The organism is Lentzea sp. NPDC102401 (assembly GCF_044765805.1).
In the GTDB taxonomy this organism is placed as follows: domain Bacteria; phylum Actinomycetota; class Actinomycetes; order Mycobacteriales; family Pseudonocardiaceae; genus Lentzea; species Lentzea sokolovensis.
The window spans coordinates 46,516-72,966 of sequence record NZ_JBIWKS010000012.1; the positions used below are offsets into that span (position 1 = coordinate 46,516).

Consider the following 26,451-nt stretch of genomic DNA (forward strand, 5'->3'; position numbering starts at 1 on the left):
TGAGCAGGGTGAGTCGATCAAGGAGGACAGATGCCCAAGGCAGTGGTGGTGCGTTCGGCCGGTGGCCCGGAGGTGCTGGAGTACGCCGACGTGCCCTCGCCCGTTGCCGGTGATGGCGAGCTGCTGGTGAAGGTGGCCGCGGCGGGCGTCAACTACATCGACACGTACCAGCGCAGCGGCCAGTACTCGGTGCCGTTGCCCACCGCCCTGGGACTGGAGGGCGCCGGCGAGGTCGTCGTCTCGAACTCCCCGGACTTCGCCGCCGGCGACAAGGTCGCGTGGATGGGCGTGCTGGGCAGCTACGCCGAGGAGGTCGTGGTGCCCGCGGCGTCCGCGGTCCGGGTGCCGGACGGGCTGGACGTCGAACTGGCCGCGGGCGCTCTGCTGCAGGGCATCACCGCGCACTACCTGATCCACTCGACGTACGTGGTGAAGGAAGGCGACCGGGTGCTGGTGCACGCGGCGGCCGGTGGCGTCGGGCTGCTGCTGACGCAGTGGGCGAAGTCGAAGGGCGCCACCGTCGTCGCGACGGTGTCGACCGACGAGAAGGAGGCGCTGGCACGCGAGGCCGGGGCCGACCAGGTGCTGCGGTACGGCGACTTCGCCTCGCAGATCGAGAAGGTCGACGTCGTCTACGACGGGGTCGGCGCCGACACGTTCGACCAGTCGCTGGCGTCGCTGAAGCCGCGCGGGATGCTGGCGCTGTTCGGGGCGTCGTCCGGGCCGGTGCCGCCGGTGGACCCGCAGCGGCTCAACGCGGCCGGGTCCGTGTACCTGACGCGTCCGTCGACCGGGGCCTACCTGCTCGACCGCGCGGAACTCGACTGGCGGGCCGCGGACCTGTTCGGGGCGATCGCGTCCGGTGAGCTGAACGTCCGGATCGGCGGCCGGTACAAGCTGGAGGAGGCGGCGCAGGCGCACACCGACCTGCAGTCGCGCAAGACGACCGGCAAGCTGCTGCTCCTGCCGTGACCTGACGAAAACGGCCCCTCGGATGTTCCGGGGGGCCGTTTCGCTGCGCGTGTCAGGCGGCGGGGGTGACCTTCACGCCGTCGATGACGAAGACGAGCGTCTCGTTCGCCTTGATGCCCTGACCGCCCTGGCCGTAGCCCTTGGCGGGCGGCACGATCAGCAGCCGGCGGCCCTTCTCCTTGAGCCCGACGATGCCCTCGTTCCAGCCGTCGATGACCGGCGCCTGGCCGACGTTCTCGACGTCGAACGGCTCGCCGCGCTCGAAGGAGCTGTCGAGGATCTTCTTGTCGGAGAACGTCGTGAGCTGGTAGTTGACCGAGGCCGTCGTGCCCGCCTTCACCTCGGCGCCGGTGCCCTGCACCAGGTCCTTGATGACGAGTTCGTCGGTGGGCTTGCAGGCGGGGATCTCGACCTTGGGCGCCGAACCGAAGTCGCCGGTGACCTTGAAGTCGTCGGCCTTGCAGGGGGTCGTGGGCGCGCCGGCCGAGGGCTGGGCCGAGCTGCCGCAGCCGGCGAGGCCGGTGGCCGCCACGAGCGCCAGGGAAGCGATGAGCAGGACGTTACGCATGGTGGGTGAGCGTATTCGGACGGGTGTGAGCGGCGTGTAGCAGGCCGCGCGACCTCGTCCCGAAGGCCGCCCCGGGACTCTGCCTGCCGGAGCAGCAACAGCAACGGCCGGGAGGGCTAAAACACTCGCCGTGGGTGCGTTCGGGTGGGTGGGTCACCCTCATCCGACACGCGAGGGGTGAGTCGCGACAGGGTGTCACCGAAGTGCACGGATACGGGTCGGCCACTGGGCTCAAGGGCGGTTATTCCGGTCCTGAATGTCGCACGAATAGCAGCTTCCTTATCTTTTGACCGACGCGTACAGTAACTCCTCGCACTTGATCGGACACCGACCGCATTCGTCCGTTCGGGTAGCGGCCAATCTGGTGATCCGGGAGGTGGAGACTCGTGTCCGCGGAGGCCGGAGGCATCCGCAGCAACCTGATCCAGGAGTTGTTCTGGACTCGGACCGGGTTGCTCCTCCTCATACTCGTCGTGACGTCGGGTGCGTCGCTGGCCATTTCCAGTCAAATGGATTCCGGGACAGCGAGAAACCTGCTGACAGCGCTGGGTACCGGCACTCTCATTTCGGCGGTCGTGAGCTTCACGCAGACGTTGATCACCTCGAAAGCGGCGCAGAAGGCGCTTCTCGCTCCGGTGATCGAGGAGAGCCGCAAGGCACTCCGGGAACTCACCCAGGAGTATCGGGCGCTCGATCGCGAGTTCTTCCCCAGTCACGTGTTCGAGCCGACGGCCACGCCGGACCCGGTGTTCAACCAGCTCATGATGCAGGACCTGGAGCGGACGCGGCTGTACTGCTTCCGCGGGTTCGCGGGCCGGTACGCTGCGGGCAGGGTGCTGCTCAGCCAGACGGAGTGCGAGCTCAGGGCCGTGCTGGCCGACCCGCGTGACGACAACGCCATCAGCGGGCGCGCGCGGTACCTGTTGCGCAACGAAGGCGCGGACGGGAACTACGACGAGATCCAGAAACGGCTCAAGGAGCAGATCGGCATCGGGCTCGTCGGGCTCTACGCGGCCCGCAGCCGGTGTTCCAGGATCGATGTCACCATCGTTTCGGATCCGCCGCTCGATCGGCTCGAGTTGTTCGACGACTCGGCGTGGCTCACGCTCTACAGCAACACCGCGGGAGTGCTCAGGCCGTATCCGCGCACGCTCAGGTTCACCGAGAGTTCGTTCCTTTACGCGATGGAACGCGCGGAGTTCCTGCGCATCAGCAATTCCAGGGCCGGCTACCACTTCGCCATCACGCCAGCGACTTCCAGGAACGACTTCCTGGCGCTGTTCGAGAAGATCACCGGCGAGACGCTCACCACCGACGGTTTCACGGAACTCGAAGGCAAGTTCCACGCATTCCGTCGCGAATTCTCCGCATCCGCTCAGTTGAGGAGCTGATCGATCTTGCTAGCCGAGTTCACCGGGGTGTCCGCGCTCGAGGAGCTCGCCACTCGGGTGCAGCGCGCCGAATTCCCCGTCGTGGACCACTGGGCCGATGTCGGCACGTGGTTTCGCGAATGGGCGGCCCGTCCCGGGTTGCGCAAAGAGGTTCGCGCGCACATCGACGGCCTCACACCCCAGGAGGCGACCTGGGTGATCGCGCATTCACGCGAAACGACGACGCATTACGCGTGGTGCCTGCGCGACGAAGCGGACGAACCGTTCACGTTCTGGCTGCACGAGTACAAACCGCTGAGCGACTGGCGGACCGGCTACGCCGACTCGGTGCACAACCACCGCTACCACTTCTGCACCACCATCCTGAGCGGCGCCTACCTGCACGAACGTTTTGACGCCCGGCTCGGCGTCGGTGGCCGCACGGTCGTGGGCACGGAGCTCACGAACCGCACCCAGTGCGCCGAGGGCACCACCGGCACGATGCTCGCGCACGAGTTCCACCGCATCCCGCGAGCGGCGGACGGGACCATGACGTTCCTGGTCAAGTCACGTGCCGTGAACCCGTGGAGCCTCAGCTACGACCCGGACACCGGAATCAGCCACCGGCACGTGCCGGTGGAGGACCGACTGGAGGATCTGACGAACCACCTCTGAAGCCTGACCCAGGCCGCCGCGACCCGCTTACCATCAGCCCACCTGTCAGGAGGGCTGATGATGCGTACGCGCACATTGATTCCGAGGTCTGTCATCGCGGACGTGGAGCAGCGCGTGAGGCGGCTGTGCGAGGACCTGGCCGCGAAGCTGCAGTTCCACGGCTGGCACCACGTGAGCTTCGTCCGGGACAAGTCCGTGCACTTCGCCGGACGCAACGGCGCCGCGGCGGACATCGTCGAGGTCGCCGCGCTGGTGCACGACCTCAACTACATGGTCCGCCGCAACTCGCTGCCCACGGACGGCGAGGCGTTGCGCCGCAAGGTCCTGTTCGTCGCCGGCGTCTCCCTGGGCGACATCGAGTGGATCGAGCGGATCGTCGTCGAGGCCGAGATGCGCACCCGCTCCCGGGACATCTCGCTGGAGGCGCAGGCGCTGTCCGACGCGGACACGCTGTTCAAGGCACTGCCGGTCACGCCGGTCGTCCTGGCGCACAAGTACCTCCAGGAGAACGGCATCACGTTGCGCGAGCTCGCGCACAAGATCGTGGGCGAGCAGGTGGGCAAAGCCGACGAGGGCTACTACTTTTACGACTCGGAGGCCGCCGCGACCTACACGAAGTGGGCCGAGACGAACCTCCTGTTGTGGAAGTGCATCGTTGAGTCCCTCGACGACCCGTGCGTCGAGGACCTGCTGACCAAGGTGGCGTCCTGAGCACGTTCTTCGTCGAAAACGGCACGGAGTCGGTCGCGGCCGGCGGCTACGACCCGCGCGAAGCCGTTGTCGTGTGGCATGAGGTGTTCAACGAGGTGTGGGCGCCTCTGCCCGATGACGACGTTGTCGCGCTTCCTGATGCGCTCGTGGCGCAGCTCGTCAAAGCCGATCCGGCACGCATGCACGACGTCGCACTGTCGTGGGCGCCTCTTGTCGACATGGACTTCCACGCCGCGTTCGCGCACCTCAGTGAGTTGTCACGTCTTGCGCGCACGGCCGTGAGCCGCGCCGAGACCGTCTACCTGCGTGTCAGCGAGCAGGCGTGAGGCCCGCGGTCTGCTGCTGAGGCATCGTGACTCCGATGGCGGTGAACGCGAGTTCACGGGCCGCGCGTCGTGCGGTGAGCACGGCGAGATGAGCGTGCACGGTCGCGGTGCGGCGTAGTTCGGCGTGCGTGGCCGCGACCACCTCGAAGATCACCTCGTCCGGCAGCCGGTCACCGAAGGCCTCGACCAGTTCCGCGACGGCCTGACGGATCTGGGCCTGCGAGTTCAGCATGCCCAGGTAAACGACCAGCCGACGCCGCCGGTTCAGCGAACCCGGAGATCCGCACTTCCGTACAGCGCGTACGCGAGGCCCATCACGTTGCCACGACTGAGCATCTCCCAGCGAACCTGCCGCAACGCCTCCCCGGCGCTCAAGCCGGATGCCAGCCGTGACAGCACCATTCCCGTCACCCAGCCGGCCATGTCCTGCGGCACGGCGACCTCGGGACTGATGACACCCGACGCGCCGTGCTCGACGAACGAGGGCACCAGGCTCCCCATCGGCGACGTCCCCACGACCAACGGCTTGCGCACGGGCCAGTGCGGACGCGGCCACACACCCTCGCGGTCCCACCGTGCGATCTCCTCGGCATCGAGGAACCCCTCGCGGAAATGCAGGTGCACGACGTCCATCGACTCACCGGCCAGCACGCGCCCCAGTTCGGCAGGGGTGACGTAGGCCGACGACACGGACTCCGGCGAGATCTGCGACATCAGCTCCGTGACGTGCCGCTCGGTCAAGCCCCGATCCATCCCCGCGTCGACCGCCATCGACACCTCGAACGGCCACGGGCGCGGCGAGACACGCGCCACCAGCGGCCCGACCGGATGCTCCAGCACGCTGGACAGTCCCCAGAAACCGAAGGGGCACAACACGTTCCCGCTGTGATCGGCCACCGGGCAGTGCGCGGGCACCTCTCCCCCGGCACCGAACGGACCGAACTGCCCGACCGACGCGCACAACCGGTGCGGCCCGTCCGCGAACGGCAGGTCGTAGATCATCGGCCACGGCACCGACCCGGCGTCCGGGGACGCGATCATCAGCCCGGCCGGACGACCGGTCACCCGCGCCGCCTGCCGAATGGCGTCGGCGAGCCCGAGATCACCGAACAGCCGCGCGTACACCGCCGATCCCTGCCGGGCGAGAAACGCGAGATCCGCGCAGTAGGCCGGGAAGTCCTTGCCGTACCAGGGATCCAGCCCGGACAACGCCGGCAGCGGCAGCGAGCAGCCGCCCAGGCTGACCCACGACGGCACCCCGCCCGCCGACACCAGAGCCCGGTCACCGAGCACGAGCACAGACGCCGCCCGCGACGAGGAAGGCGCGAGATCGGCGAACGTGCGGGTGAGCTTCAGCCGCGGCACCGTCCGGGACTCGCCCGCCCCGACCGGCAGCACGACCTGTTGAACGTGCACCGGCACGACCCCGTGGTAGATGACCAGTTCACCGGTCCACGGCACGGAGGCGTACGGCGTGGTGACCTCGAAGCTCACCCACGAACTGGGCCCCTCGGCGGGCAGCACGAACGACTCGGACCGCACCGGACGCCCCGGCATGCTCAGCACGGCCCGCAGCCCCAGGTCCCCCGGCAGAACGGTGTCGTGCGCCCCGACGCGCGCCCACACCTCGTAGTCCGCGCCTGGCCGCAACGCTCCCGCGATGCCCTCGGTCGCTCCGGGCAGCGCGACCATCACGGTGACGGCGCGGTCCGCGACCACCGGCGGCGCGGGCAGGGAGGTGTAGGTCATCGCACCCCGCCGCTCCAGCTCCCGGAACTGCCAGAGGACGTCCTCGAGACGCCCCTCGCCGCATCCGCGCGGCACCGCGAGCACGACGTGCGGCGCGCTCCACCCGATCAACACGGACGAAGCGTCCACACCGGACACCCACGTGTGCACGGCGGTGAAGAGCACGACCGGCCGGCCGAGTCCGCGCAACGACGCGACCACCGGAGCGGAGTCCCAGGAGCGCGTGTCGTGCAGCGCCACCACGTCGCCCGGCACGTCCGCGAGCGAGGGCAGCGACGAGGCCGACGGGAAGTGCCGGAGGTCGAGCACCGCGAACCGCAGCACCCGCACCTCGGTCTCGACGACTGTCGAGGTGGTCGCTCCGACGGCCAGCCCCTGGCTGACCTGCGCCCACCCGCCCGGATCGGTGATCACGACCAGGGAGGACGCGGGTGTCAGTGCCGCGACGAAGTCCAGTGGTGAACCTTCACCACCGGTGACGGTGAACTCAACGGGCGCCACAGCCGTACGACTGGAAGTGCAGCTAGAACGGCCAGCCAAGCACCGGCAACCCGACCACGGCGTCCACGGCGAGACCGCAGAACACCAGCATCAGGTAGAGGTTCGACATGTGGAAGAACTTCATGGTGTTCGTGGATCCGCCACGGCGCACAACGTTGTGCAGCTTGTGGGCGAAGACGGCGAACCACACGCCGGACAGCGCCGCGATCGCCACGTAGATCCAGGAGGTGACGGGAGCGAGGGCGAGCGTGCAGACGACGGTGATCCAGCTGTAGATCACGATCTGCCGCGTCACCTGCTGAGCTGTCGCCACCACGGGCAGCATGGGCACACCTGCTCGGGCGTAGTCCTCCTTGAACTTCATCGCGAGCGCCCAGGTGTGCGGCGGGGTCCAGAAGAAGATGACGCCGAACATGACCAGCGCCGGCCACTCGACGGTGCCCGTCACCGCCGACCAGCCGATGATCACCGGCATGCAGCCCGCCATGCCGCCCCAGATGATGTTCTGGGAGGTGCGGCGCTTGAGCACCAGCGTGTAGACGAAGATGTAGAAGAGAATGGTCGCCACCGCGAACGCGGCCGACATCAGGTTCACGAAGATCCACAGGAACGCGAACGAGACGATTCCGAGCACGATGCCGAAGATCAGGGCGTTGCGCGGCGGAATGGCGTTGTGCGCGAGGGGGCGGGCCGCCGTCCGCTTCATGACCGAGTCGATGTCGGCGTCGACGAAGCAGTTGAGGGCATTTGCCGACCCCGCGGCGAGGGTGCCGCCGGTGAGGGTGCAGGCGATGAGCCACAGGGGCGGCAGGCCGTGCTGGGCGAGGAGCATCGCGGGGATCGTGGTGATCAGCAGGAGCTCGATGACCCGCGGTTTGGTGAGCGCCACGTAAGCGCCAACAACCTGGCGAGGCGACCTGGGGGCCTCGAGGACGGCACTCATCGCGGGAACGCTCCTCGTGTTGAGACAGGTGTGAAATCCAGCGACTGATGGTAACCGCGTAAAGAATTCACAGCCCGTTCGGGTGCTGGTGTGCCTCGGCACACACGTGCCTGGGACCTTTCAGAGCAACATCTGAATCTCTCAGGACTAGGCTGGCCGGAGGACGTGGGAGAGACGCGGGTGAGGCTCTTCGGGATCGATTCCGAACGAGCTGGGCACCCGCCCTAGCGACAAGTTTGGAGCTGTAAGTCCGTGACCGTCACCGACGACATCGCCCGGCTCACCAAGGCCGATCTGCCTGACGACTGGACCGACCTCGACAAGCGCGCCGTGGACACCGCGCGCGTGCTCGCGGCGGACGCCGTGCAGAACGTCGGCAACGGCCATCCCGGCACGGCGATGAGTCTCGCACCGCTCGCGTACACGTTGTTCCAGCGCGTCATGCGGCACGACCCCGCGGACGCGGACTGGATCGGCCGCGACCGGTTCGTGCTCTCCGCCGGGCACTCGAGCCTGACGCTGTACGTCCAGCTGTTCCTGTCGGGGTACGGCCTGGAGCTCGACGACCTCAAGCACCTGCGCAAGTGGGGCTCGAAGACGCCGGGTCACCCGGAGCACGGCCACACCAGGGGTGTCGAGATCACCACCGGTCCGCTGGGCTCGGGCCTCGCCGCCGCCGTGGGCATGGCCATGGCCGCCCGCCGCGAGCGCGGCCTGTTCGACCCGTCGGCCGCGCCGGGCGAGAGCCCGTTCGACCACCACGTCTACGTGATCGCCTCCGACGGTGACATCGAGGAGGGCGTCACCTCCGAGGCGTCGTCGCTCGCGGGTACCCAGCAGCTGGGCAACCTGGTCGTCTTCTACGACGACAACAAGATCTCCATCGAGGACGACACGACGATCGCGCTGTCCGAGGACACCGCGAAGCGCTACGAGGCCTACGGCTGGCACGTCCAGGTCGTGGAGTCCGGCGAGAACGTCAAGGGCATCCTCGAGGCCGTCGAGAAGGCCAAGGCCGTCACCGACAGGCCGTCGTTCATCCTGCTGCGCACGATCATCGGCTACCCGGCGCCGAACAAGCAGAACACCGGCGCCGCGCACGGTGCCGCGCTGGGCGTCGACGAGGTCAAGGCCACCAAGCAGATCCTCGGCTTCGACCCCGAGCAGACCTTCGAGGTCGCCGACGAGGTGCTGGCGCACGCCCGCGAGGTCGTGAAGCGCGGCGAGCACGCCAAGGCCGAGTGGCAGAAGGCGTTCGACGCGTGGGCTTCGGCCAACCCCGAGAACAAGGCTCTGCTGGACCGCCTGATCGCCCGCGAGCTGCCCGAGGGCTGGGACGCCGACCTGCCGGTCTACCCGGTGGACGCCAAGGGCGTGCCGACCCGCAAGGCCTCCGGTGAGGTCATCAACGCGCTGGCCAAGCACCTGCCCGAGCTGTGGGGCGGTTCGGCCGACCTGGCCGAGTCGAACCTGACGACGATCAAGGGCGCCAAGTCGTTCGGCCCGGAGTCGATCTCCACGGGCATGTGGAGCGCCGACCCGTACGGCCGCGTGCTGCACTTCGGTGTCCGCGAGAACGCGATGGGCATGATCCTCAACGGCATCGCGCTGCACGGCCCGACCCGCCCGTTCGGTGGCACGTTCCTCGTGTTCTCCGACTACATGCGTCCCGCCGTGCGCCTCGCGGCGATCATGCAGGCCGCCGTCACGTACGTGTGGACGCACGACTCCATCGGCCTGGGCGAGGACGGTCCGACGCACCAGCCGATCGAGCACCTCGCCGCCCTGCGCGCGATCCCGGACTTCACCGTGGTCCGCCCCGGTGACGCCAACGAGACCGCGTACGCGTGGAAGGCCGTCATCGAGCAGCTCGGCCCGGTCGGGTTCGCGCTGAGCCGGCAGAACCTGCCGACGCTGGAAGGCACCTCCGCGGAGGGCGTCAAGCGCGGTGGTTACGTGCTCTTCGGTGACTCCAACCCCGAGATCGTGATCATCGGCACAGGCTCTGAGCTGCAGGTCGCCGCCGAGGCCGGGAAGGCCCTGCAGGCCGACGGCGTTGCAGTGCAGGTGGTGTCCATGCCGTCGGTCGAGTGGTTCGAGAAGCAGGACGCCGAGTACCGCGAGTCGGTCATCCCGTCGTCGGTCAAGGCGCGCGTCGCGGTGGAAGCCGGTATCGCGCAGCCGTGGTACCGCTACGTCGGTGACAACGGCGAGATCGTCTCGATCGAGCACTTCGGTGCCTCGGCCGACTACCAGGTCCTGTTCAAGGAGTTCGGCTTCACGACGGAGAACGTCGTGGCCGCCGCCCGCCGTTCCCTTGACCGAGTGAGGGGTTAATCCAGTGAGCAAGCCGAATCTCGACGCGCTGTCGTCCGCGGGTGTCTCCATCTGGCTGGACGACCTGTCCCGCGAGCGTCTCACCAGCGGCAACCTCGACGAGCTGATCCGCGACTGGAACGTCGTCGGTGTCACGACGAACCCGACGATCTTCGCGGGGGCGCTCTCGAAGGGCGAGTCCTACGACGAGCAGATGCGTGAGCTGTCGTCGCGCGGCGCCGACGTCGAGGCGACCATCCGCGAGGTCACGACGACGGACGTGCGCAACGCGTGCGACAAGTTCCGCGACATCTACAACTCGACCGGCGGTGTGGACGGCCGCGTCTCCATCGAGGTCGACCCGCGCCTCGCGTTCGACACGGACAAGACCGTGGCCGAGGCGCAGGACCTGTGGAAGACCGTGGACCGGCCGAACCTGCTGGTGAAGATCCCGGCCACCGAGGCGGGCATCCCGGCCATCACCAAGGTGATCGCCGAGGGCATCTCCGTCAACGTGACGCTGATCTTCTCCGTCGAGCGGTACGAGAAGGTCATGGGCGCGTACATCGCGGGCCTGGAGCAGGCCAAGGCCAACGGCCACGACCTGCGCTCGATCCACTCGGTCGCGTCCTTCTTCGTGTCCAGGGTGGACACCGAGATCGACAAGCGGCTCGACAAGATCGGCACGGACGAGGCGACCGCGCTCAAGGGCAAGGCCGCACTCGCCAACGCGTACATCGCCTACGGAGCGTTCGAGAAGACGTTCCAGGGCGAGCGCTGGGAGGCTCTCAAGGCGGACGGCGCACACGCGCAGCGTCCACTGTGGGCGTCGACCGGCGTGAAGGACCCGAGCTACTCCCCCACCCTCTACGTCGACCAGCTCGTCGTCGCCGGCGTCGTCAACACGATGCCGGAGAAGACGCTGCACGCCGTCGCCGACGGGGGCAAGATCACCGGTGACACGGTCACCGGGCGCGCTGCCGAGGGCCAGGAAGTGTTCGATCGGCTCGCCGCCGTGGGAATCGACCTCCAGGACGTGTTCGTCACGCTGGAGACCGAGGGTGTCGAGAAGTTCGAGAAGTCCTGGGAAGAGTTGCTCGAGACGGTGAAGAACCAACTGGCTCAACTGAAGGGCTGATCACGAAGTGACCTCCGTCGAAATCGTGAGGTCACCGAACGCCGACCAGGTCAGCATCATCGCTGCTGACCTGGTCGCGGATTCGGTGCCGAGCAAGCTGACCGCGCAGGACCCGACCCTGTGGGGGCCGGAAGCCGAGTCCGAGGCGAGCATTCGCCTCTCCTGGACGACGTTGCACGAGACGTCCCGTGCGCTGCTCCCCGATCTCGTGGCGCTGCGCGAGGAACTGCACGCCGAGGGCGTCGACCGCGTCGTTCTCGCCGGAATGGGTGGCTCGTCGCTGGCCCCCGAGGTGATCACGCGGACCGCAGGGGTTCCGCTGGTCGTGCTGGACACCACCGATCCCGCCCAGGTCGCCGACGCCCTTGCCGGTGATCTCGAGCGCACGGTGATCGTGGTGTCGTCCAAGTCCGGTGGAACCGTCGAGACCGACAGCCACCGGCGCATCTTCGAGAAGGCTTTCACCGACGCGGGCATCGACGCCGCGTCCCGCATCGTGGTGGTCACCGACCCCGGCTCGCCCCTGCAGAAGGCGTCCGAGGAAGCGGGCTACCGCAAGGTGTTCCTGGCCGACCCGAACGTCGGTGGACGTTACTCGGCGCTGACGGCGTTCGGCCTGGTGCCGTCCTACCTGGCCGGTGCGGACGTCGAAACGCTGCTCGACGACGCGGCCGAGGTCGCGAAGGTCGTGTCGCAGGACTCCGTGGAGAACCCGGCCGTCGTGCTGGCCGGTGTCTTCGGCGCCGCGCACGCGCACGGTGCCGAGAAGATCGTCTTCGCGGACACCGGGTCCGGCATCAAGGGCTTCGGCGACTGGGCCGAGCAGCTCATCGCCGAGTCGACGGGCAAGAACGGCACCGGCCTGCTGCCGGTCGTCGTCGAGGGCCCCGGCGCTCCCGGCTTCGTGGACGCACGTTCCGACGCCACCACCGTCGCGATCGGACCGGCCACCGGGTCGGCGAACATCGCGGTCGAGGGTCCGCTGGGCGCGCAGTTCCTGCTGTGGGAGTACGCGACCGCGCTCGTCGGCCGGGTGCTCGGCATCAACCCGTTCGACCAGCCCGACGTCGAGGCCGCGAAGAAGGCCTCCCGCGCGCTGCTCGACGCGCCGGCCGTCGCCGCGACCGTCCCGTCCTTCGTGGACGGCCCGGTCGAGGGACACGGCACGGACTGGGCACCGCGCAAGGTCAGCACCGTCGCGGAAGCGCTTGCGGCGATCGTCGAAGTGGCGCCCGACCACGGCTACATCTCGGTTCAGGCGTACTTGGACAGGATCGACGACGCGTCGTTCGAGCTGCTCCGTCCGGAGATCGCGAAGAGGACGCACCTGCAGACCACGTTCGGCTGGGGTCCGCGCTTCCTGCACTCGACCGGCCAGTACCACAAGGGCGGTCACCAGAACGGCGTGTTCATCCAGATCACCGGCGAGTCCGGTGACGACCTGGAGGTGCCCGGCCGTCCCTACACGCTGGCGCAGCTGCAGCTCGCGCAGGCGCTCGGCGACGGTCAGGTGCTGGCCGAACACGGTCGCCCGGTGCTGCGTCTTCACCTCGAGGACCGCATCGCCGGCTTGGCCCAGCTCGTCGAGGCAGTCCAGGAGGACGGCTCGTGACCCCATCCGCCAAGTGGCACAACCCGCTGCGGGACGCGCGCGACAAGCGCATGCCCCGCATCGCGGGCCCGAGCGCGCTGGTCATCTTCGGTGTCACCGGTGACCTGTCGCGCAAGAAGCTGATGCCCGCGATCTACGACCTCGCGAACCGGGGTCTGCTGCCGCCGGGCTTCGGTCTGGTGGGCTTCGCCCGCCGCGACTGGGCCGACCAGGACTTCATGAAGGTCGTCCACGACGCGGTGAAGGAGCACGCGCGCACGCCGTTCAACGAGGCCGTGTGGCAGCAGCTCGCCGAGGGCATCCGGTTCGTGCAGGGCACGTTCGACGACGACCAGTCGTTCGACAACCTGGCCTCGTGCCTGGCCCAGCTCGACGCCGAGCGCGGCACGGGCGGCAACCACGCGTTCTACCTGTCGATCCCGCCGGGCGCGTTCCCGACGGTGGTCAACCAGCTCAAGCGCGCGGGTCTCGCCCAGACGGCCCCCGACCAGTGGCGTCGCGTCGTCATCGAGAAGCCGTTCGGCCACGACCTGAAGTCCGCCAAGGAACTCAACCGCACGGTCAACGAGGTCTTCCCCGAGGAGTCGGTGTTCCGCATCGACCACTACCTCGGCAAGGAGACCGTGCAGAACATCCTGGCGCTGCGGTTCGCGAACCAGCTGTACGAACCCATCTGGAACTCGAACTACGTCGACCACGTGCAGATCACCATGGCCGAGGACATCGGTCTCGGTGGTCGCGCGGGCTACTACGACGGCATCGGCGCCACTCGTGACGTCATCCAGAACCACCTGCTGCAGCTGCTCGCGCTGATCGCGATGGAGGAGCCCGTCTCCTTCAAGCCGTCGGACCTGCGGGCGGAGAAGGTGAAGATCCTCTCGGCGACGCGCCCCGCGGAGCCGTTCGAGGAGACCACCGCACGCGGCCAGTACACCGGTGGCTGGCAGGGCGGCCAGAAGGTCCCCGGGCTCTTGGAGGAGGGCGGTTTCTCGCCCGAGTCGAAGACCGAGACGTTCGGCGCCATCACCTGCGAGGTCAACACCCGCCGCTGGGCCGGGGTGCCGTTCTACCTGCGCACCGGCAAGCGCCTGGGCCGTCGCGTCACCGAGGTGGCCGTCGTGTTCAAGCGGGCGCCGCACCTGCCGTTCGACGACACGGCGACCGAGGAGCTCGGCCAGAACGCCCTGGTGGTCCGGGTTCAGCCGGACGAGGGCGTGACGATCCGCTTCGGGTCGAAGGTGCCGGGCAACACGATGGAGGTCCGCGACGTCACGATGGACTTCGGTTACGGCCACTCGTTCACCGAGTCGTCACCGGAGGCCTACGAGCGGCTGCTGCTCGACGTGCTGCTCGGTGAGCCGTCGCTGTTCCCGAAGAACGACGAGGTCGAGCTCTCCTGGGAGATCCTCGACCCGATCCTCGACTTCTGGGCGCGCAAGGACGAACCCGCCCTCGAGAAGTACAAGGCCGGTACGTGGGGCCCGCCGTCGGCGGACGCGATGACGGCTCGCACCGGAAGGCACTGGAGGCGTCCGTGATCATCGACCTGCCCTCGACCACCACCTCCCAGATCAACTCGCGACTGGTCCGGCTGCGCGACGAAGGCGGTGCGACGACCCTCGGTCGCGTGCTGACCCTCGTGATCGTGACCGAGGACGGCCAGCGCACCGACGCCGCGATCGACGCGGCCAACGACGCTTCGCGTGAGCACCCCTGTCGCGTGATCGTCGTGGCCCGCGGTGCTCGTCAGGCGGCACCTCGACTGGACGCGCAGATCCGCGTCGGTGGCGACGCCGGAGCCTCGGAAGTCGTCGTTCTCCGTCTGTACGGCGAACTGGCCAAGGAAGGCGCCTCGTGCGTCATGCCGCTGCTGCTGCCGGACACCCCGGTCGTGGCGTGGTGGCCGTTCGACGCGCCGGTGTCGCCGTCCAAGGACCCGATCGGTCAGCTCGCGCAGCGTCGCATCACCGACGCCGCGGCCGAGAAGAACCCGATCAAGGCCCTGGAGTCGCGGCGCGCGCACTACGCGCCGGGCGACACGGACCTGGCCTGGACGCGGCTGACGTTGTGGCGGGCCATGCTCGCCTCGTCGCTGGACCTGCCGCCGTACGAGAAGGTCGTGGACGCCGAGGTGACCGGCGAGGCCGACTCACCGTCCACCGATCTGCTCGCCGCGTGGCTGACGGACCGGCTGAAGGTGTCGGCCAAGCGCTTCAAGGCGACGTCGGGTGAAGGCATCGTGGAGGTGCGGCTCGGCCGTCCCTCCGGCGCCGTCGACCTGCTGCGCCCGGACGGCAAGGTCGGCACGCTGACCCAGCCCGGCCAGCCGTCGCGGCGGGTCGCGCTGCAGCGCCGTTCGGTGCGTGACTGCCTCGCCGAGGAACTGCGCAGGCTCGACCCGGACGAGGTCTACGCGGCGGCGTTGAAGTCGCTGTCGAAGATCTCGCGGGGCCGCACGCCGTCCGTGAAACCGGAGGCGCCTGAGGAGGCTCCTGCCGCTGCGGAGTCCGCCAACGGTTCCGCCGCACCCAAGAAGTCGAAGGCGAAGGCTGGTTCGTGAGCAATTCGCAAGTGGTGGTCCACCGCGACGGCGACCTTCTGGCCGCCGCCGCGGCGGCCCGCCTGGTGACCCACATGGTCGACGCCCAGGCCGCGCGCGGCTACGCGTCGGTCGTGCTGACCGGCGGCCGCACCGGCACCGCGGTGCTGGAGCACCTGAACCGGAGCGCCGCGCGTGACGCGGTGGACTGGTCGCGGGTGGACCTGTTCTGGGGCGACGAGCGCTTCCTGCCGTCCGGTCACCCGGACCGCAACGAGACGCAGGCCCGTGCCGCGCTGCTGGACCACGTTCCGCTGGACCCGTCGCGGGTGCACGTGATGGAGCCTTCGGACGGCAGGTTCGGCGACGACCCCGAGGCGGCCGCTGAGGCTTACGCCGCCGTGCTGGCTTCCCTCGCGCGGCCGGAGGACCACGGCGACGTGCCCACGTTCGACGTCTGCCTTCTGGGCGTCGGCGAGGAGGGTCACGTGGCGTCGGTGTTCCCCGATTCTCCTGCCGTGCACGAGAAGGAGCGGACGGTCGTGGCCGTGCGCAACTGCCCGAAGCCACCGCCGACGCGCGTGTCGCTGACGCTGGCGTCGGTGCGATGCGCGCAGGAGGTCTGGCTGATGACCACCGGCGAGGCCAAGGCCGCCGCCGTGGCCATGGCGCTGGACGGCGCGGGCGAGGTGCAGATCCCCGCCGCCGGTGCCACTGGCCGCCGCAGGACGTTGTGGCTGCTGGACACCGCGGCCGCATCAGCGGTACCGCCGTTGTTCGCACCGCCACCGGCGTGACGGTTCAGGCCCCCAGGCTCCGGCTTGGGGGCCTTCGCTTTTCTCCGCGCAACTTGCTGATGCGCAGCGCGCACGACGGGTGCGAGGCCAGCATCCGCGCCTTGAACCCGGCCCGGGCCCGTTGCTCGTCGTGCCCTTCCTTCACCCAGCGCTGCAACACTTCCAGCAGCACCAGCCGGTACCCGAGCTCGGCCGCGACCCGGTCCGCGTGCAACTCGGCCTTCCTGCTCGCCAGCGCCAGCAGCGGCGCGATCACCGGCACCAGCAACACCCACGGGCTGACCAGCACAGCCGCGATGCCGAGTGCCACGATCAGCACGAAGCTGATGACCTTGGCCCCCGTCGTGCCGATCTTGTCGCCCGCCAGGTAGATGCCCAGTCCGATGATGATGACCAGCCACACCGTCGCGCGCGCCGGCAACTCGAACCACCAGCGCAGCAACGAGATCTTCGTGTGCCCGGCCAGGTGATGCCCGATCTCGTGCGCCAGCACCGCTTCGAGCTGCTCGCGCGGCAACTGCAACGCCGCCGTCGACACCCCCACGACATGCCCGCCCACGGCCATCGCGTTGATCTCCCTGGAGTTCTGGATCCGCAGCCGGTACCTCCCCGGATCCACCCCGGCCGCCCCACACGCCGCCCCCAGCAACGGCTCCAGCACGGCCCGCTCCGTCCCGGTCGGCCCACGCATCCCGTGCACCAGCGCCGCCAGCAACGTGCCCGTGGCCGGCAGGAACACGATCACGCCGGAAACCAGCCACACCACCGGAAACAGCCAAGGCCTCTCCGGTGTCACGGCCCTGCCGACGAGCGTGATGACCAGCAGGCTGCTCAGCACCGTCGGCACCCCGAGCAGCAACTCGATCACGGCGGACATGTCGAAGCGTCGTCGGGGAGCGCGCACGTCATCACCTCGGGTTCGAGCGTTCCAGCGCGATCCCGTTTGTGTCCAGCCGAGTCGCCCGTCTCGCCCAGCGTGGTTAGCTGGAGGAGCCAACCGAGGGGGTCGAGTTGCAGATCCGGGACGTGCTGGCCGAAGACGCGCCGGCGATCCGCCAGATCAACCGAGAAGCGCTGGACTACGACTTCCCGCTGGAGGACACGGCGGCCCAGATCTCCCGGATCATCAAGGCGCCCAACGTGGTGCTGTTCGTGGCCGACGACGGCACCGAGGTGCTCGGGTACGTCCAGCTGAGCGACTACGAGAACACCTACCACCGGCCGCTGAAGAACCTGATCACGCTGGCCATCTCGCCGCGACACCAGCGCCGCGGTGTGGGGAGGGCGTTGCTGGCCGCCGGAGAGGAATGGGCGCGGGCGGATGGCGCTGCCGGCGTCCGGCTGGTGACCGGGGCGAACCGGGTGCACGCGCGGGAGTTCTACGCGGCCAACGGATACGTGGTGCGCAAGGAGCAGACCAACCTCATCAAGTGGTGGTAGTCGCTCATACCGCGCTCCCGTCCACCAGCTCCTCCATCACGTGCACCGGCAACGACGGGTTCGCCGCCACGGCCCCCGCCGTGAACTCACTCCCCAGCAACTCCACGATCGTCGGCACCGGCAGGTGCGGATGCGCGGCGGCCAGGTGCCGGGCCTGCGCATCCTCCAAGCACAGCACCAAAGTCTCGCCCCGCGCAGCGGGATGACAGGCCACGGCCCGGCACGTCTCCGCCGAACCGGCCCGCAAAGCCATGTGGTGCAACAACTCCGGCGGGCACAGCGGATTCCGCGCCACCCTCGGGTGCAGCGCAGGCCCGTGCCGCGAGACCAGCTCCCAGAGCTGCGGAACCGTCACCAGCGGATGAGTCACGACCGCGCCGGCGACTCCGGCGTCGGGATCGAGTACCAGACCGGCGAACAGATTCGGAGGCAGATCAGGGCGCGCGGCCACCATCATCCGCACCTGCGCCACCGGCGACGCGGCCAGTTCCCGGAGCTCAGAGCCAGAAGCGGAAGCGATGCGCGGCACCGGATCGGGGCCGATCCGCGCGACGGGAGCCAGTTCCACCAGGAGGTCCAGCGGGATCGCCGGGTTGCGCAGGAGCAGGAGGCGGAGGGCACGGGTCGCGGTGAGCTGGCGCAGGACCGGAACGGGGACGGCGGGGTTCGCGGCCAGCTGCGACAGGATGCCGGGTTCCAGTTCCGAGGCGAGCCGTTCATAGACGTCGGACGGCAGGTCGGTGCGTTCGGCCAGGAAGTAGCGGGATGCGTGGCGGCGCAGCAGGTCCGCGGCCAGGGCACCGGGCGTCGCCGGGTTGGCGGCCAGTTCACGGGCCAGGGCGTCCTCGGAACTCAGCGAGGCCAGCACCGACGGAGGTGTGTGCGGGCTGGAAGCCAGAGCCCGGCGCACGTCGAGGCTCGGGTGGCCACTCAATGACACGGCCAAAGCGGGAGGTAACGGTTGGAAGAGAACCAACTCGGCGACCACCGAGGGATCGGGGTCGCGGGCCAGCAGGTCGACCACGTCGGCGGGCAGGGAGCAGGCCCACTCGGGGAGCCGCGCGCGGACGGCGGGGTCCGGGTGGAACGCCAGTGCGCGGGCCAGTGCGGGATCGGCGTCAGGGCTTCCGGTCACCACCAAGGCGACCGATTCGTTGGTGATGGGTATGTCTGCCGGGTGAACCAACCCCTTGTCCAGCAGCGTGTACACGGTTGTGGAGTCGCCATGTGCAAGAAGCGCGCGCACGTGCGCAGGAGAGAGATCAGCGCGTTCGGCCAGGTCAGCCGCCAACTCGGGGTGGGTGACCAGGCGGTCGAGCAACGTGGCCGGCAGCGCGGGGTTCGACGCCAGGCCCTCCAGTACAGCGTTCACCAATCTCCCTGGTAACACGGCAGGCATTCCCCCCGACAACGCGTATCATCCCCAATCGCGTTGAGTAGCGGGGGTTTTGTGGCAAACGGCAGTGCGAAGCGACGTCCCACCATCGGGATGATCACCGCTGGCCCGCTCATCGAGCTCGCGGGCGAGCAGTGGCGTGGTGTCAGCGACGGAGCTCAGCGCCTCGGGTGCGACCTCGTGTGTTTCGTGGGCAGTGAACTGGACCATCCGGACCCGCTCAAGCGTCGCGCGAACACGGTCTACGACCTCATCTCGCCGAACCGCATCGATGCGCTCGTGGTGTGGACTACGCGTGTGGGGCAGCTCATCGGGTCCGAGGGCATGCAGGAGTACGTGAAGCGTTACGCGCCCATGCCCATAGTGAGCGTCGAAACAAGCCTTGCCCAGTGGCCAACGATTCTGATGAACAACCGCGACGGCATGAAGCAGGCCGTCGACCACCTCATCGAGGTGCACGGCAAGCGCAGGATCGCGTTCGTCCGGGGGCCGCAAACGCATGCGGGCGCCCGGGAGCGGTTCCTCGGCTATGCGGATTCGTTGCGCAACCACGGGATCCCGTTCGATCCCGCGCTCGTCACGATGCCGGGCTCGTTCATCTGGGAACCGAACGGCGCGACGCAGGCCGTGCGCAGGATGCTCGCGCGCATCAAGGAACCGCCGGACGCCATCGCCGCCGCGAACGACGACTACGCGATCGGGGTCGTGTCCGCGCTGGAGGAACTGGGGTACCGCACGCCGGAGGACGTCGCCGTCGTCGGGTACGGCAACCACACGAACGTTCGCACGCACGCCGCGGCGCCCACGTTCACCACCGTCAGGGCGCCGTTCCTCGAAATGGGCTTCCGGGCGGCCGAACTCGCGGTGGCGCTGGTGCAGGGCCGGCCGACGCGCGAGCACCAGACGCTGCCGACCGAGCTGATCGTGCGCCGGTCGTGCGGCTGCCTGCCGTCCGGGCTCGGCGACCACGCCCCCGCGCACGACCGGCTCAGCATCAACGAGTCCGCGACCGCCTCCACGGTGGCCGACCACCTGCGCGACTCGCTCGGAAAGCCCTCCGCGAACCTGCCGGACGGGTGGGCCGAGCAGCTGGTCGTCGAGCTGATGGCGGCGGGCCGCGGTGAGGTCGAGGGTGCGGAGTTCCTCAAGCTGCTGGCCGAGTACATCCGCTGGAGTGCGCGCGCCGGGTGCGAACCGGCGAAGTGGTGGCCACCGCTGTTCGACCTGCATCGGTTCGTGACGGCGCGGATCAGCGACGCGACGATCATCAACGACCTGTGGTTGCGCGTGCAGCTGCTTCTCGGCGATGCGTTCGCCACGGACGCACGCTTCAAGTACCTGTCGCACGAGCGTCACGACCAGACGGTGCGTGAGGCGGGACAACGGCTTATCGCGTCACGGGACGTGGACGAGCTGACGACCGCACTCGCCGAGGAACTCCCCCGACTCGCCATCCCCGGCTGCCACGTCATGGCGTACGACACGCCAGGCACGGCGCGCGCGCTCGTCCGGTACGAGAACGCCGAACTCAAGACCCCGCCGGACACCCCGTTCCCCACCATCAACCTCACGCCGTACCCGTTCAAGCGCAACGTGCCGTTCAGCGCCCTGGTCGCCCCGCTCTACACCGACGAGGACCACCTCGGGTACGTGATCTTCGAGGAGGGCCCGGAGCCCGGCTGGATCTACGAGGCCGTGCAGCAGCAGCTCAGCAGCGCGTTGCGGAGCATCAGGCTGATGCAGGAACTCAAGGACGCGCGCGCTCGGCTGGAGGAACGCGTCGGCGAGACCGAAGCGCAACTGCGGCACGCGCAGAAGATGGAGGCCATCGGACGGTTGACCGGTGGCATCGCGCACGACTTCAACAACATCCTCACGGTCGTGAACGGCAACAGCGAGATGCTGCTGCGACGCACCCTTCCGGACGATCCGAGGCGCACGGCGATCGAGGACATCAGGCACGCGGGCGAACGGGCCGCGAACCTGACCAGGCAGCTGCTCGCGTTCACCCGCCAGCAGGTCCTGCACCCGGAGTCGCTGGACCTCAAGGTCAACCTCACCAAGGTCCACTCGATGCTGCGCACGCTCGTCGGTGACCACATCGAACTGGAGATGCACCTGCCGGAAGGCGTCGCGCAGGTGTGGGCGGACGCCGGCCAGGTCGAGCAGATCCTGTTCAACCTCGCGGTCAACTCCCGCGACGCGATGCCCGACGGCGGCACGCTCCGGATCTCGATCGCGGACAGGACCCTCGGCAGCGGCGAGAGCGGCCGGATCGTCGGCGTGCGGCCGGGCGAGTACGTCGTGATGCGCGTCCAGGACACCGGCGCGGGCATGGCGCCGGACGTGCAGGCGCAGGTGTTCGAGCCGTACTTCACCACCAAACCGGTCGGCAAGGGCACCGGCCTCGGCCTGTCCACGGTGTTCGGCATCGTGCAGCAGTCCGGCGGGCAGATCGAACTGATCAGCGCACTGGGCGAGGGCACGACCGTGGAGGTCTATCTGCCCGTGCCGCACGAACGCGACGGCACGCCCGAAGCGCCGTGCGCGCGTCGCACCACCACGCACCGGGGCATCGGCACTGTGCTGCTCGTGGAGGACGACGCGCAGGTGCGGGTCATGACCCGGCGCTCGCTGGAGACCGCGGGCTACGCGGTGATCGAGGCGGGCGACGGCCAGGAGGCGCTGCAACTGGCCACGGCGCACCGCAGCACGATCGAACTCGTGCTCACCGACGTCGTGATGCCGAAGATGGGCGGCCCCGAGCTCGTCCGGCTGCTGCGCTCGACCGGCGCGGCACCGGCCGTGATCTACATGTCCGGGTACACGACCGACGAGGTCCTCGACGACGAGGTGCTGATCACCAAGCCGTACGTGGAGTCGGACCTGCTCGAACGCGTGCGGCAGGTGCTAGCGGGCTGATGGCCAGCAGCCCGCTCGGTCAGGACGCCTGAGCGCGGCGGGCCACGGCGAGACGGACCGTCTCGTCCAGCGCCTCGATCCGGAACGGCTTCTGCAGGTACCCGGCGACGTCGTGCCCCGCGAACCGCCGCTCCAGCGACGCGCGGTCGTAGCCGCTGGTCAGCACCACCGGCACGGCGAGGCCCTCGCGCTCGACCTGCGCCAGCACCTCCTCGCCGGACAGGCCCGGCATGCTGTGGTCGAGCAGCATCGCGCTGATCTCGGCGGACCGTTCGCGCAGGATCGCGATCGCCTCGATGCCGTCGCTGGCCTGCAGAACTGTGAAGCCCAGCTCCTCGAGCAGGCTCACGGTGTACCTACGCACGGGGTCCTCGTCCTCGACCACGAGCACCAGTCCAGCCAGCGACATGCGGGCAAGTATGCCGGAAACTATTCGTGCCTTCAGCACCAGGTGTCCGACTATTTTTGGTAATTCTTCACGAACTGCTCCATCAGTGTGACCTGGGCCATTTGGATCACACCATTGGTTGAGGGTCTGCGCTAACCTTCGCGACACCGCTGCCGCTCCACGCTGAGAAAGAGGCACCAGGAAAGGCCAACTTCATGCGTAAAGCGACGGCAGCAGCCGCTCTGGCCGTGCTGTTCACATTGTCGTCAGCACCCGCACACGCCGCGACGATTCCTTCGGAGCGCGTGACGATCGACGTGATGACGGTGAACGGTTCCGGGTGCAAGCAGGGCAGCGCCGAAGTGATCGTCTCACCGGACAACACCTCGTTCTGGGTGATCTACAGCGACTACCTGGCCCAGGCGGGCAAGGGTGCCGGTGCGACCGACTTCCGCAAGAACTGCCAGCTCACGCTGCAGATCAACATTCCGCAGGGCTTCACGTACGGCATCGCGGAAGCGACCTACGGCGGCTACGGGTACCTCAAACCCGGCGCGACCGGGTACCAGTCGGTGAATTACTACTTCCAGGGTCAATCGGCCACCACCACGTGGAAGCACTCGTTCACGGGGCCGTTCGACGACAACTGGTCGATCACCCACAAGACCGAGTTCTCGGAGATCGTCTGGTCGCCGTGCGGCGAGCAGAAGAATCTCAACGTCAACAGCGCCCTGCGCGTCGACAAAGGTAGCTCGGACGCCAATACAAACAGTTTCATGACGATGGACTACCAGCGCGGAGAAGTGCGCACTCTGCACCACTTCTCGTGGAAGCGCTGCTGATTTTCTGACAAAGGCCGCCGCCACCGGAGTTCCAACCGCCGCCACCCCTCCCTGCGAGACGCGTTTGGAAAGGTGCCCCTCATGCTCAACGCGGTTGCCGCTGCCCTGCTGGCCTCGACCATCATCATCCCGCCCGGCTCGCCCAACGAGACGCCGCCGCCCGACCACATCACCATCGACGTCGTCACGGTCAACGGCTCCGGCTGCCCGGCGGGCACCGCGGCCGTCGCGGTGTCCGAGGACAACAAGGCCTTCACGGTCACCTACAGCGACTACCTGGCCCAGGTCGGCGTCGGCGCGCGACCGACCGACTTCCGCAAGAACTGCCAGCTCAACCTGCGGGTCAACGTCCCGCAGGGCTTCACCTACGGCATCGCCCAGGCCGACTACAGAGGTTTCGCGCACCTGGAAAGAGGCGCGTACGCCATCCAGAAGGCCAACTACTACTTCCAGGGCATGTCGCAGAACGACTCAGCACAGCACCGGTACAACGGCCCGCACAGCGACGACTGGCAGGCGACCGACGAGACCGAGGTCGCCGCGATCGTCTACTCGCCGTGTGGCGAGAAGCGGAACTTCAACATCAACACCGAGCTCCGCGTCTACCCCGGCTCGTCCAACACGGCCACGACGACGAGCTTCGTGTCGATGGACTCCACGGACGGTGCGATCGACACGACCTACCAGTTCAGCTGGAAAACCTGCCCCTGACAGCCCCTCAGTAGTGCTGTGACTACCGCACGCGTCCGCACGGACGTGTGCGGTAGCACATATGTGAGCGGAGCGGCGTACAGATTCGCGTGTGCGGGCGTCTTACCCCCATGACGGGGCAGGTCGGGGTAAAGGGGCAGCCAATGCCATCCGCCGCATACGCGCAGTACGGTGAGGATCGCAAGGCTCACAGGGGAGGTCGGATCCTGACCACGACGCTGCTCCCGGCCAGACGGTCGGAGGAGACCGCGGCCAGCTCGCGCTGGCCGCTCAGTGGTGACTACCGGCAGGTGCTCGCGGACCTGGCGTTGATCTTCTTCGCCGTGCTCGACGTCTGGCTGTACGGGCTGTGGCTCGAAGCCGACCCGATCACGGACCTCCCGCCGGTCGAGAACTACCAGCTGTGGCTCAACTGGCTCGCGGTCGGCGCGCTGGTCCTGCGGCGGCGGTTCCCGTTCCTCACGCTCGTGCTGACCATTCCCGGCTTCTTCGTCGGCTGGTCGCAGCTCGCCGCGATGATCGCCCTGTACACGGTCGCCCGCCGCTATCTCGGCGGCTGGCAGACGGGCCTCGCGGCCGCGCTGGTGTGGCTCTGCCGGTTCGTCGCCTGGCCGTTCCAGGAGCTGATCGACCGGCCCGCCTCCGGGCACTTCCACTCGGCGATCTACGGCTTTCTCGTGTCGGGCCTGCCGATCGCGATCGGCCTGCTGGTGCACGCGCGCCAGGAGCTGTCCGACCGCATCCGCGAACTGGCCGAGTCACGCGAGAGAGAACGGGTGCTGCACGCGCATGCCATCCGTGCCGACGAACGGGCAAAGCTCGCCCGCGAGATGCACGACGTGGTGTCGCACCAGGTCAGCCTCATCGCCATGCAGGCCGGTGCGTTGCGCATGGCCGTGGTCGATGCCGAGCACAAACAGGTCGCCGGCACCATTCGCACGCTGTCGACGCGCACGCTCGATGAGCTCCGCACGCTCGTGTCCGTCCTACGCACCACGGACGACACGCAACCGGGCCTCGACGAGCTGTCCGGCCTGGCCGCCGACGCGGGCTTCGAGGTGACCGTCCAGCTCAAGGGCCCGGTCGAGGACCTCCCCGCACCGGTGTCCGGCGCCGTCTACCGGACGGTGCAGGAGGCCCTGACCAACATCCGCAAGCACGCCGTGGGCGCGAGCGCCACGGTGTTCATCGACGCCCAGTACGACGACAACGTGCTGGTCGAGGTGCGCAACACCGCCGCGTCCAGCCCGTCGTCGTCGCTGCCCAGCGGAGGTCACGGCCTGGTCGGCCTGCGTGAACGTGCCACGTTGCTCGGCGGCGAGTTCTCGGCGGGCCCGACCGAGGACGGCGGCTTCCTGGTGACGGCGTCGTTCCCGAGGGAACGCGTCATCACCGATTGAAGCTCTGGAACGCGTGGAACGACTTCTTGGGCTCCAGGCGATAGGGCGAGTTGTCGTCGTCGAACCGCTCACGCATCGTGCGCAGCAAGCTGTACGAGGCCATGTCGTAGTCGCGATCGCGGCACGTCGGGTTGTGCGGCGAGTCCGGAGTGATGACCGAGTACAGGTGTGAGCCCTCGACATCGGGCTGTGCGGCGAACACGCGCAGCATGCGGGCGATGTGGTCGGCCTGCTCGCGTTCGTTGCGCTCGTAGCCGGGCTTGATCACGGGCGGGGTGGCCTCGTAGTCCACGATGTCCCAGCCCATCCCACCGGCCTTCGCGGCGCCCGTGAACGTGCAGCAGCCGTACTCCATGATCATCAGCGGCTTGCCCCAGCGGCGATATTTGTCCAGGTCAGCCGCATACTCGGCGTCGGTCTCGAAGTGCGTGTAGTAGTCGAGGCCGACGAGGTCGAACAACGACCAGTCGTTCCAGTCGGCGTCCGCCCCCGCGGCGGCGCCGTAGGTGATCCGGCCATGGAACTCCCGGCGCGCCACCTCGACGGCCTTCATCACGAACTCGCGGAAGCGCTGGATGACCGCCGGCCAGTCCGTGATCGCCGGGATGGTCGCGAGCCGGTCCAGGAACGTGTCGCCGGGGATGATCCCCGGCGTGAACAGGAAGTGCTCGCAGCCGGTGACGAACGTGACGTTGTCGCCGCGTCGCTTCCGTTCGACCGTGCGCGCGGCCTCGGCCATGTGTTCCAGAATCTGCTCTTGCGGGTGGTCGTAGAGCCTCGGCTGCACGAAGACCCGCATGCCGTGGCGCAACGCCGCGTCCGTCGTCTCCGCGAGGCGGCCGAGGTCGGTGCCGAACGCCGTGATCGACGGACAGCGCAACTCGCCGGCGAGGAGGCGGATCTCCCGTTCCAGTTGCTGACGGCTCCAGCGCACGCGGCTCAACGGCTCCCCCGCCGCGTGCAGCACGCCGGTGTCATAACAGACGCCGCCGCGCTTCTTCGGCGCCGCGGCCGCCGTGCCGCCCCCGATGCTCGCCAGCGCCGCTGCACCGGCGACGGACTTCAGGAACACCTTTCGACTGATCATCGTGCCCCCCTGACTGGGCGTTCTCTCAGAAGCACTGCTTCTCAGAGA

At 68.5% G+C, this 26,451-nt stretch carries 24 protein-coding genes; 16 read left to right on the forward strand and 8 right to left on the reverse strand.

Features of this window, described 5'->3' with window-relative positions:
* Window positions 1-30 precede the first annotated feature (30 nt).
* Window positions 31-972: a quinone oxidoreductase family protein gene (locus ACIRG5_RS34600; RefSeq protein WP_402912753.1), complete on the forward strand. Its 942-nt coding sequence runs from the start codon at window positions 31-33 to the stop codon at window positions 970-972.
* 52 nt (window positions 973-1,024) lie between these two features.
* Here the strand turns inward: ACIRG5_RS34600 and ACIRG5_RS34605 are convergent, their stop codons facing one another.
* The gene (locus tag ACIRG5_RS34605; protein ID WP_402912756.1) at window positions 1,025-1,540 is read right to left on the reverse strand and encodes an FKBP-type peptidyl-prolyl cis-trans isomerase; all 516 of its coding nucleotides are present in this window, start codon (window positions 1,538-1,540) and stop codon (window positions 1,025-1,027) included.
* A 386-nt stretch (window positions 1,541-1,926) separates the two neighbouring features.
* Here ACIRG5_RS34605 and ACIRG5_RS34610 point away from each other — a divergent pair, with 386 nt between their 5' ends.
* From ACIRG5_RS34610 to ACIRG5_RS34625, 4 genes are read left to right on the forward strand one after another with little or no spacing between them, the layout of a single operon-like run.
* The gene (locus ACIRG5_RS34610) at window positions 1,927-2,931 is read left to right on the forward strand and encodes a hypothetical protein (RefSeq protein WP_402912759.1); all 1,005 of its coding nucleotides are present in this window, start codon (window positions 1,927-1,929) and stop codon (window positions 2,929-2,931) included.
* A gap of 6 nt (window positions 2,932-2,937) precedes the next feature.
* Window positions 2,938-3,585 carry a hypothetical protein gene (locus tag ACIRG5_RS34615; RefSeq protein WP_402912762.1) on the forward strand — a complete coding sequence of 216 codons (648 nt, stop codon included), beginning with the start codon at window positions 2,938-2,940 and terminating at the stop codon, window positions 3,583-3,585.
* 60 nt (window positions 3,586-3,645) lie between these two features.
* The gene (locus ACIRG5_RS34620; protein ID WP_402913326.1) at window positions 3,646-4,296 is read left to right on the forward strand and encodes an HD family phosphohydrolase; all 651 of its coding nucleotides are present in this window, start codon (window positions 3,646-3,648) and stop codon (window positions 4,294-4,296) included.
* Window positions 4,260-4,622 carry a hypothetical protein gene (locus ACIRG5_RS34625; RefSeq protein ID WP_402912764.1) on the forward strand — a complete coding sequence of 121 codons (363 nt, stop codon included), beginning with the start codon at window positions 4,260-4,262 and terminating at the stop codon, window positions 4,620-4,622. Before ACIRG5_RS34620 ends, ACIRG5_RS34625 begins: the two co-directional genes overlap by 37 nt.
* Here ACIRG5_RS34625 and ACIRG5_RS34630 read toward each other — a convergent pair.
* Genes ACIRG5_RS34630 through ACIRG5_RS34640 form a run of 3 tightly spaced genes read right to left on the reverse strand, consistent with a single transcriptional unit; the run spans window position 4,606 to window position 7,815 of the window.
* Entirely contained in the window at window positions 4,606-4,854 is a 249-nt protein-coding gene (locus ACIRG5_RS34630) for a three-helix bundle dimerization domain-containing protein (RefSeq protein WP_402912766.1), read from the reverse strand. The two genes, ACIRG5_RS34625 and ACIRG5_RS34630, sit on opposite strands and share 17 nt — an antisense overlap.
* A 32-nt stretch (window positions 4,855-4,886) precedes the next feature.
* Window positions 4,887-6,872, reverse strand: a complete 1,986-nt coding sequence (locus ACIRG5_RS34635; RefSeq protein WP_402912768.1) for a hypothetical protein — start codon at window positions 6,870-6,872, stop codon at window positions 4,887-4,889.
* Window positions 6,873-6,894: 22 nt separating this feature from the next.
* On the reverse strand, window positions 6,895-7,815 hold the full coding sequence (locus tag ACIRG5_RS34640; protein ID WP_402912771.1) for a heme o synthase: 921 nt from the start codon (window positions 7,813-7,815) through the stop codon (window positions 6,895-6,897).
* Window positions 7,816-8,067: 252 nt separating this feature from the next.
* On the opposite strand from ACIRG5_RS34640, the gene tkt reads away from it, so the two are divergent.
* From tkt to pgl, 6 genes are read left to right on the forward strand one after another with little or no spacing between them, the layout of a single operon-like run.
* Complete coding sequence (gene tkt, locus ACIRG5_RS34645; protein ID WP_402912773.1) at window positions 8,068-10,152, forward strand: transketolase; 2,085 nt, start codon at window positions 8,068-8,070, stop codon at window positions 10,150-10,152.
* A gap of 4 nt (window positions 10,153-10,156) precedes the next feature.
* Window positions 10,157-11,269, forward strand: a complete 1,113-nt coding sequence (gene tal / locus ACIRG5_RS34650) for a transaldolase (protein WP_402912776.1) — start codon at window positions 10,157-10,159, stop codon at window positions 11,267-11,269.
* 25 nt (window positions 11,270-11,294) lie between these two features.
* On the forward strand, window positions 11,295-12,881 hold the full coding sequence (locus ACIRG5_RS34655; RefSeq protein ID WP_402912778.1) for a glucose-6-phosphate isomerase: 1,587 nt from the start codon (window positions 11,295-11,297) through the stop codon (window positions 12,879-12,881).
* A 50-nt stretch (window positions 12,882-12,931) separates the two neighbouring features.
* Window positions 12,932-14,419: a glucose-6-phosphate dehydrogenase gene (gene zwf, locus ACIRG5_RS34660; RefSeq protein ID WP_402913329.1), complete on the forward strand. Its 1,488-nt coding sequence runs from the start codon at window positions 12,932-12,934 to the stop codon at window positions 14,417-14,419.
* A complete protein-coding gene (opcA, locus tag ACIRG5_RS34665; RefSeq protein WP_402912780.1) occupies window positions 14,416-15,441 on the forward strand; it encodes a glucose-6-phosphate dehydrogenase assembly protein OpcA in 1,026 nt (341 codons plus the stop codon). Before zwf ends, opcA begins: the two co-directional genes overlap by 4 nt.
* Window positions 15,438-16,217 (forward strand): 6-phosphogluconolactonase, encoded by a 780-nt coding sequence (pgl, locus tag ACIRG5_RS34670; RefSeq protein WP_402912783.1) that lies wholly within the window; start codon window positions 15,438-15,440, stop codon window positions 16,215-16,217. The genes opcA and pgl overlap by 4 nt, the downstream gene beginning before the upstream one ends.
* Window positions 16,218-16,221: 4 nt before the next feature.
* On the opposite strand, the gene ACIRG5_RS34675 is transcribed toward pgl, so the two are convergent.
* Window positions 16,222-17,121 carry a M48 family metalloprotease gene (locus ACIRG5_RS34675; protein ID WP_402912785.1) on the reverse strand — a complete coding sequence of 300 codons (900 nt, stop codon included), beginning with the start codon at window positions 17,119-17,121 and terminating at the stop codon, window positions 16,222-16,224.
* A 107-nt stretch (window positions 17,122-17,228) separates the two neighbouring features.
* Between ACIRG5_RS34675 and ACIRG5_RS34680 the strand changes: the two genes are divergently transcribed.
* Window positions 17,229-17,657 (forward strand): GNAT family N-acetyltransferase, encoded by a 429-nt coding sequence (locus tag ACIRG5_RS34680; protein WP_402912787.1) that lies wholly within the window; start codon window positions 17,229-17,231, stop codon window positions 17,655-17,657.
* Window positions 17,658-17,661: 4 nt separating this feature from the next.
* On the opposite strand, the gene ACIRG5_RS34685 is transcribed toward ACIRG5_RS34680, so the two are convergent.
* A complete protein-coding gene (locus tag ACIRG5_RS34685; RefSeq protein ID WP_402912790.1) occupies window positions 17,662-19,029 on the reverse strand; it encodes a hypothetical protein in 1,368 nt (455 codons plus the stop codon).
* A 117-nt stretch (window positions 19,030-19,146) separates the two neighbouring features.
* Here ACIRG5_RS34685 and ACIRG5_RS34690 point away from each other — a divergent pair, with 117 nt between their 5' ends.
* Complete coding sequence (locus ACIRG5_RS34690) at window positions 19,147-21,975, forward strand: substrate-binding domain-containing protein (RefSeq protein ID WP_402912793.1); 2,829 nt, start codon at window positions 19,147-19,149, stop codon at window positions 21,973-21,975.
* A gap of 19 nt (window positions 21,976-21,994) precedes the next feature.
* On the opposite strand, the gene ACIRG5_RS34695 is transcribed toward ACIRG5_RS34690, so the two are convergent.
* Window positions 21,995-22,384 (reverse strand): response regulator, encoded by a 390-nt coding sequence (locus ACIRG5_RS34695; protein WP_402912796.1) that lies wholly within the window; start codon window positions 22,382-22,384, stop codon window positions 21,995-21,997.
* 284 nt (window positions 22,385-22,668) lie between these two features.
* Here ACIRG5_RS34695 and ACIRG5_RS34700 point away from each other — a divergent pair, with 284 nt between their 5' ends.
* The 3 genes from ACIRG5_RS34700 (at window position 22,669) to ACIRG5_RS34710 (ending at window position 25,316) form a co-directional block, all read left to right on the forward strand.
* Window positions 22,669-23,205 (forward strand): DUF4360 domain-containing protein, encoded by a 537-nt coding sequence (locus ACIRG5_RS34700; RefSeq protein WP_402912798.1) that lies wholly within the window; start codon window positions 22,669-22,671, stop codon window positions 23,203-23,205.
* Between the two features lie 81 nt (window positions 23,206-23,286).
* The gene (locus tag ACIRG5_RS34705) at window positions 23,287-23,916 is read left to right on the forward strand and encodes a DUF4360 domain-containing protein (protein ID WP_402912800.1); all 630 of its coding nucleotides are present in this window, start codon (window positions 23,287-23,289) and stop codon (window positions 23,914-23,916) included.
* Between the two features lie 143 nt (window positions 23,917-24,059).
* Window positions 24,060-25,316, forward strand: coding sequence for a sensor histidine kinase (locus tag ACIRG5_RS34710; protein WP_402912803.1), 1,257 nt, complete (start codon window positions 24,060-24,062; stop codon window positions 25,314-25,316).
* Here the strand turns inward: ACIRG5_RS34710 and ACIRG5_RS34715 are convergent.
* Window positions 25,306-26,403, reverse strand: coding sequence for a glycoside hydrolase family 113 (locus tag ACIRG5_RS34715; RefSeq protein ID WP_402912805.1), 1,098 nt, complete (start codon window positions 26,401-26,403; stop codon window positions 25,306-25,308). The two genes, ACIRG5_RS34710 and ACIRG5_RS34715, sit on opposite strands and share 11 nt — an antisense overlap.
* Window positions 26,404-26,451: the final 48 nt, after the last annotated feature.

What these genes read in the sequence shown, in the direction of transcription:
- ACIRG5_RS34605 (WP_402912756.1), bottom strand. Translation starts at nt 1,540, where the DNA reads ATGCGTAACGTCCTGCTCATCGCTTCCCTGGCGCTCGTGGCGGCCACC.
- ACIRG5_RS34710 (WP_402912803.1), top strand. Translation starts at nt 24,060, where the DNA reads ATGCCATCCGCCGCATACGCGCAGTACGGTGAGGATCGCAAGGCTCAC.
- ACIRG5_RS34690 (WP_402912793.1), top strand. Translation starts at nt 19,147, where the DNA reads ATGATCACCGCTGGCCCGCTCATCGAGCTCGCGGGCGAGCAGTGGCGT.
- ACIRG5_RS34715 (WP_402912805.1), bottom strand. Translation starts at nt 26,403, where the DNA reads ATGATCAGTCGAAAGGTGTTCCTGAAGTCCGTCGCCGGTGCAGCGGCG.
- ACIRG5_RS34600 (WP_402912753.1), top strand. Translation starts at nt 31, where the DNA reads ATGCCCAAGGCAGTGGTGGTGCGTTCGGCCGGTGGCCCGGAGGTGCTG.
- ACIRG5_RS34640 (WP_402912771.1), bottom strand. Translation starts at nt 7,815, where the DNA reads ATGAGTGCCGTCCTCGAGGCCCCCAGGTCGCCTCGCCAGGTTGTTGGC.
- ACIRG5_RS34705 (WP_402912800.1), top strand. Translation starts at nt 23,287, where the DNA reads ATGCTCAACGCGGTTGCCGCTGCCCTGCTGGCCTCGACCATCATCATC.
- ACIRG5_RS34630 (WP_402912766.1), bottom strand. Translation starts at nt 4,854, where the DNA reads ATGCTGAACTCGCAGGCCCAGATCCGTCAGGCCGTCGCGGAACTGGTC.
- ACIRG5_RS34620 (WP_402913326.1), top strand. Translation starts at nt 3,646, where the DNA reads ATGCGTACGCGCACATTGATTCCGAGGTCTGTCATCGCGGACGTGGAG.
- ACIRG5_RS34695 (WP_402912796.1), bottom strand. Translation starts at nt 22,384, where the DNA reads ATGTCGCTGGCTGGACTGGTGCTCGTGGTCGAGGACGAGGACCCCGTG.
- zwf (WP_402913329.1), top strand. Translation starts at nt 12,932, where the DNA reads ATGCCCCGCATCGCGGGCCCGAGCGCGCTGGTCATCTTCGGTGTCACC.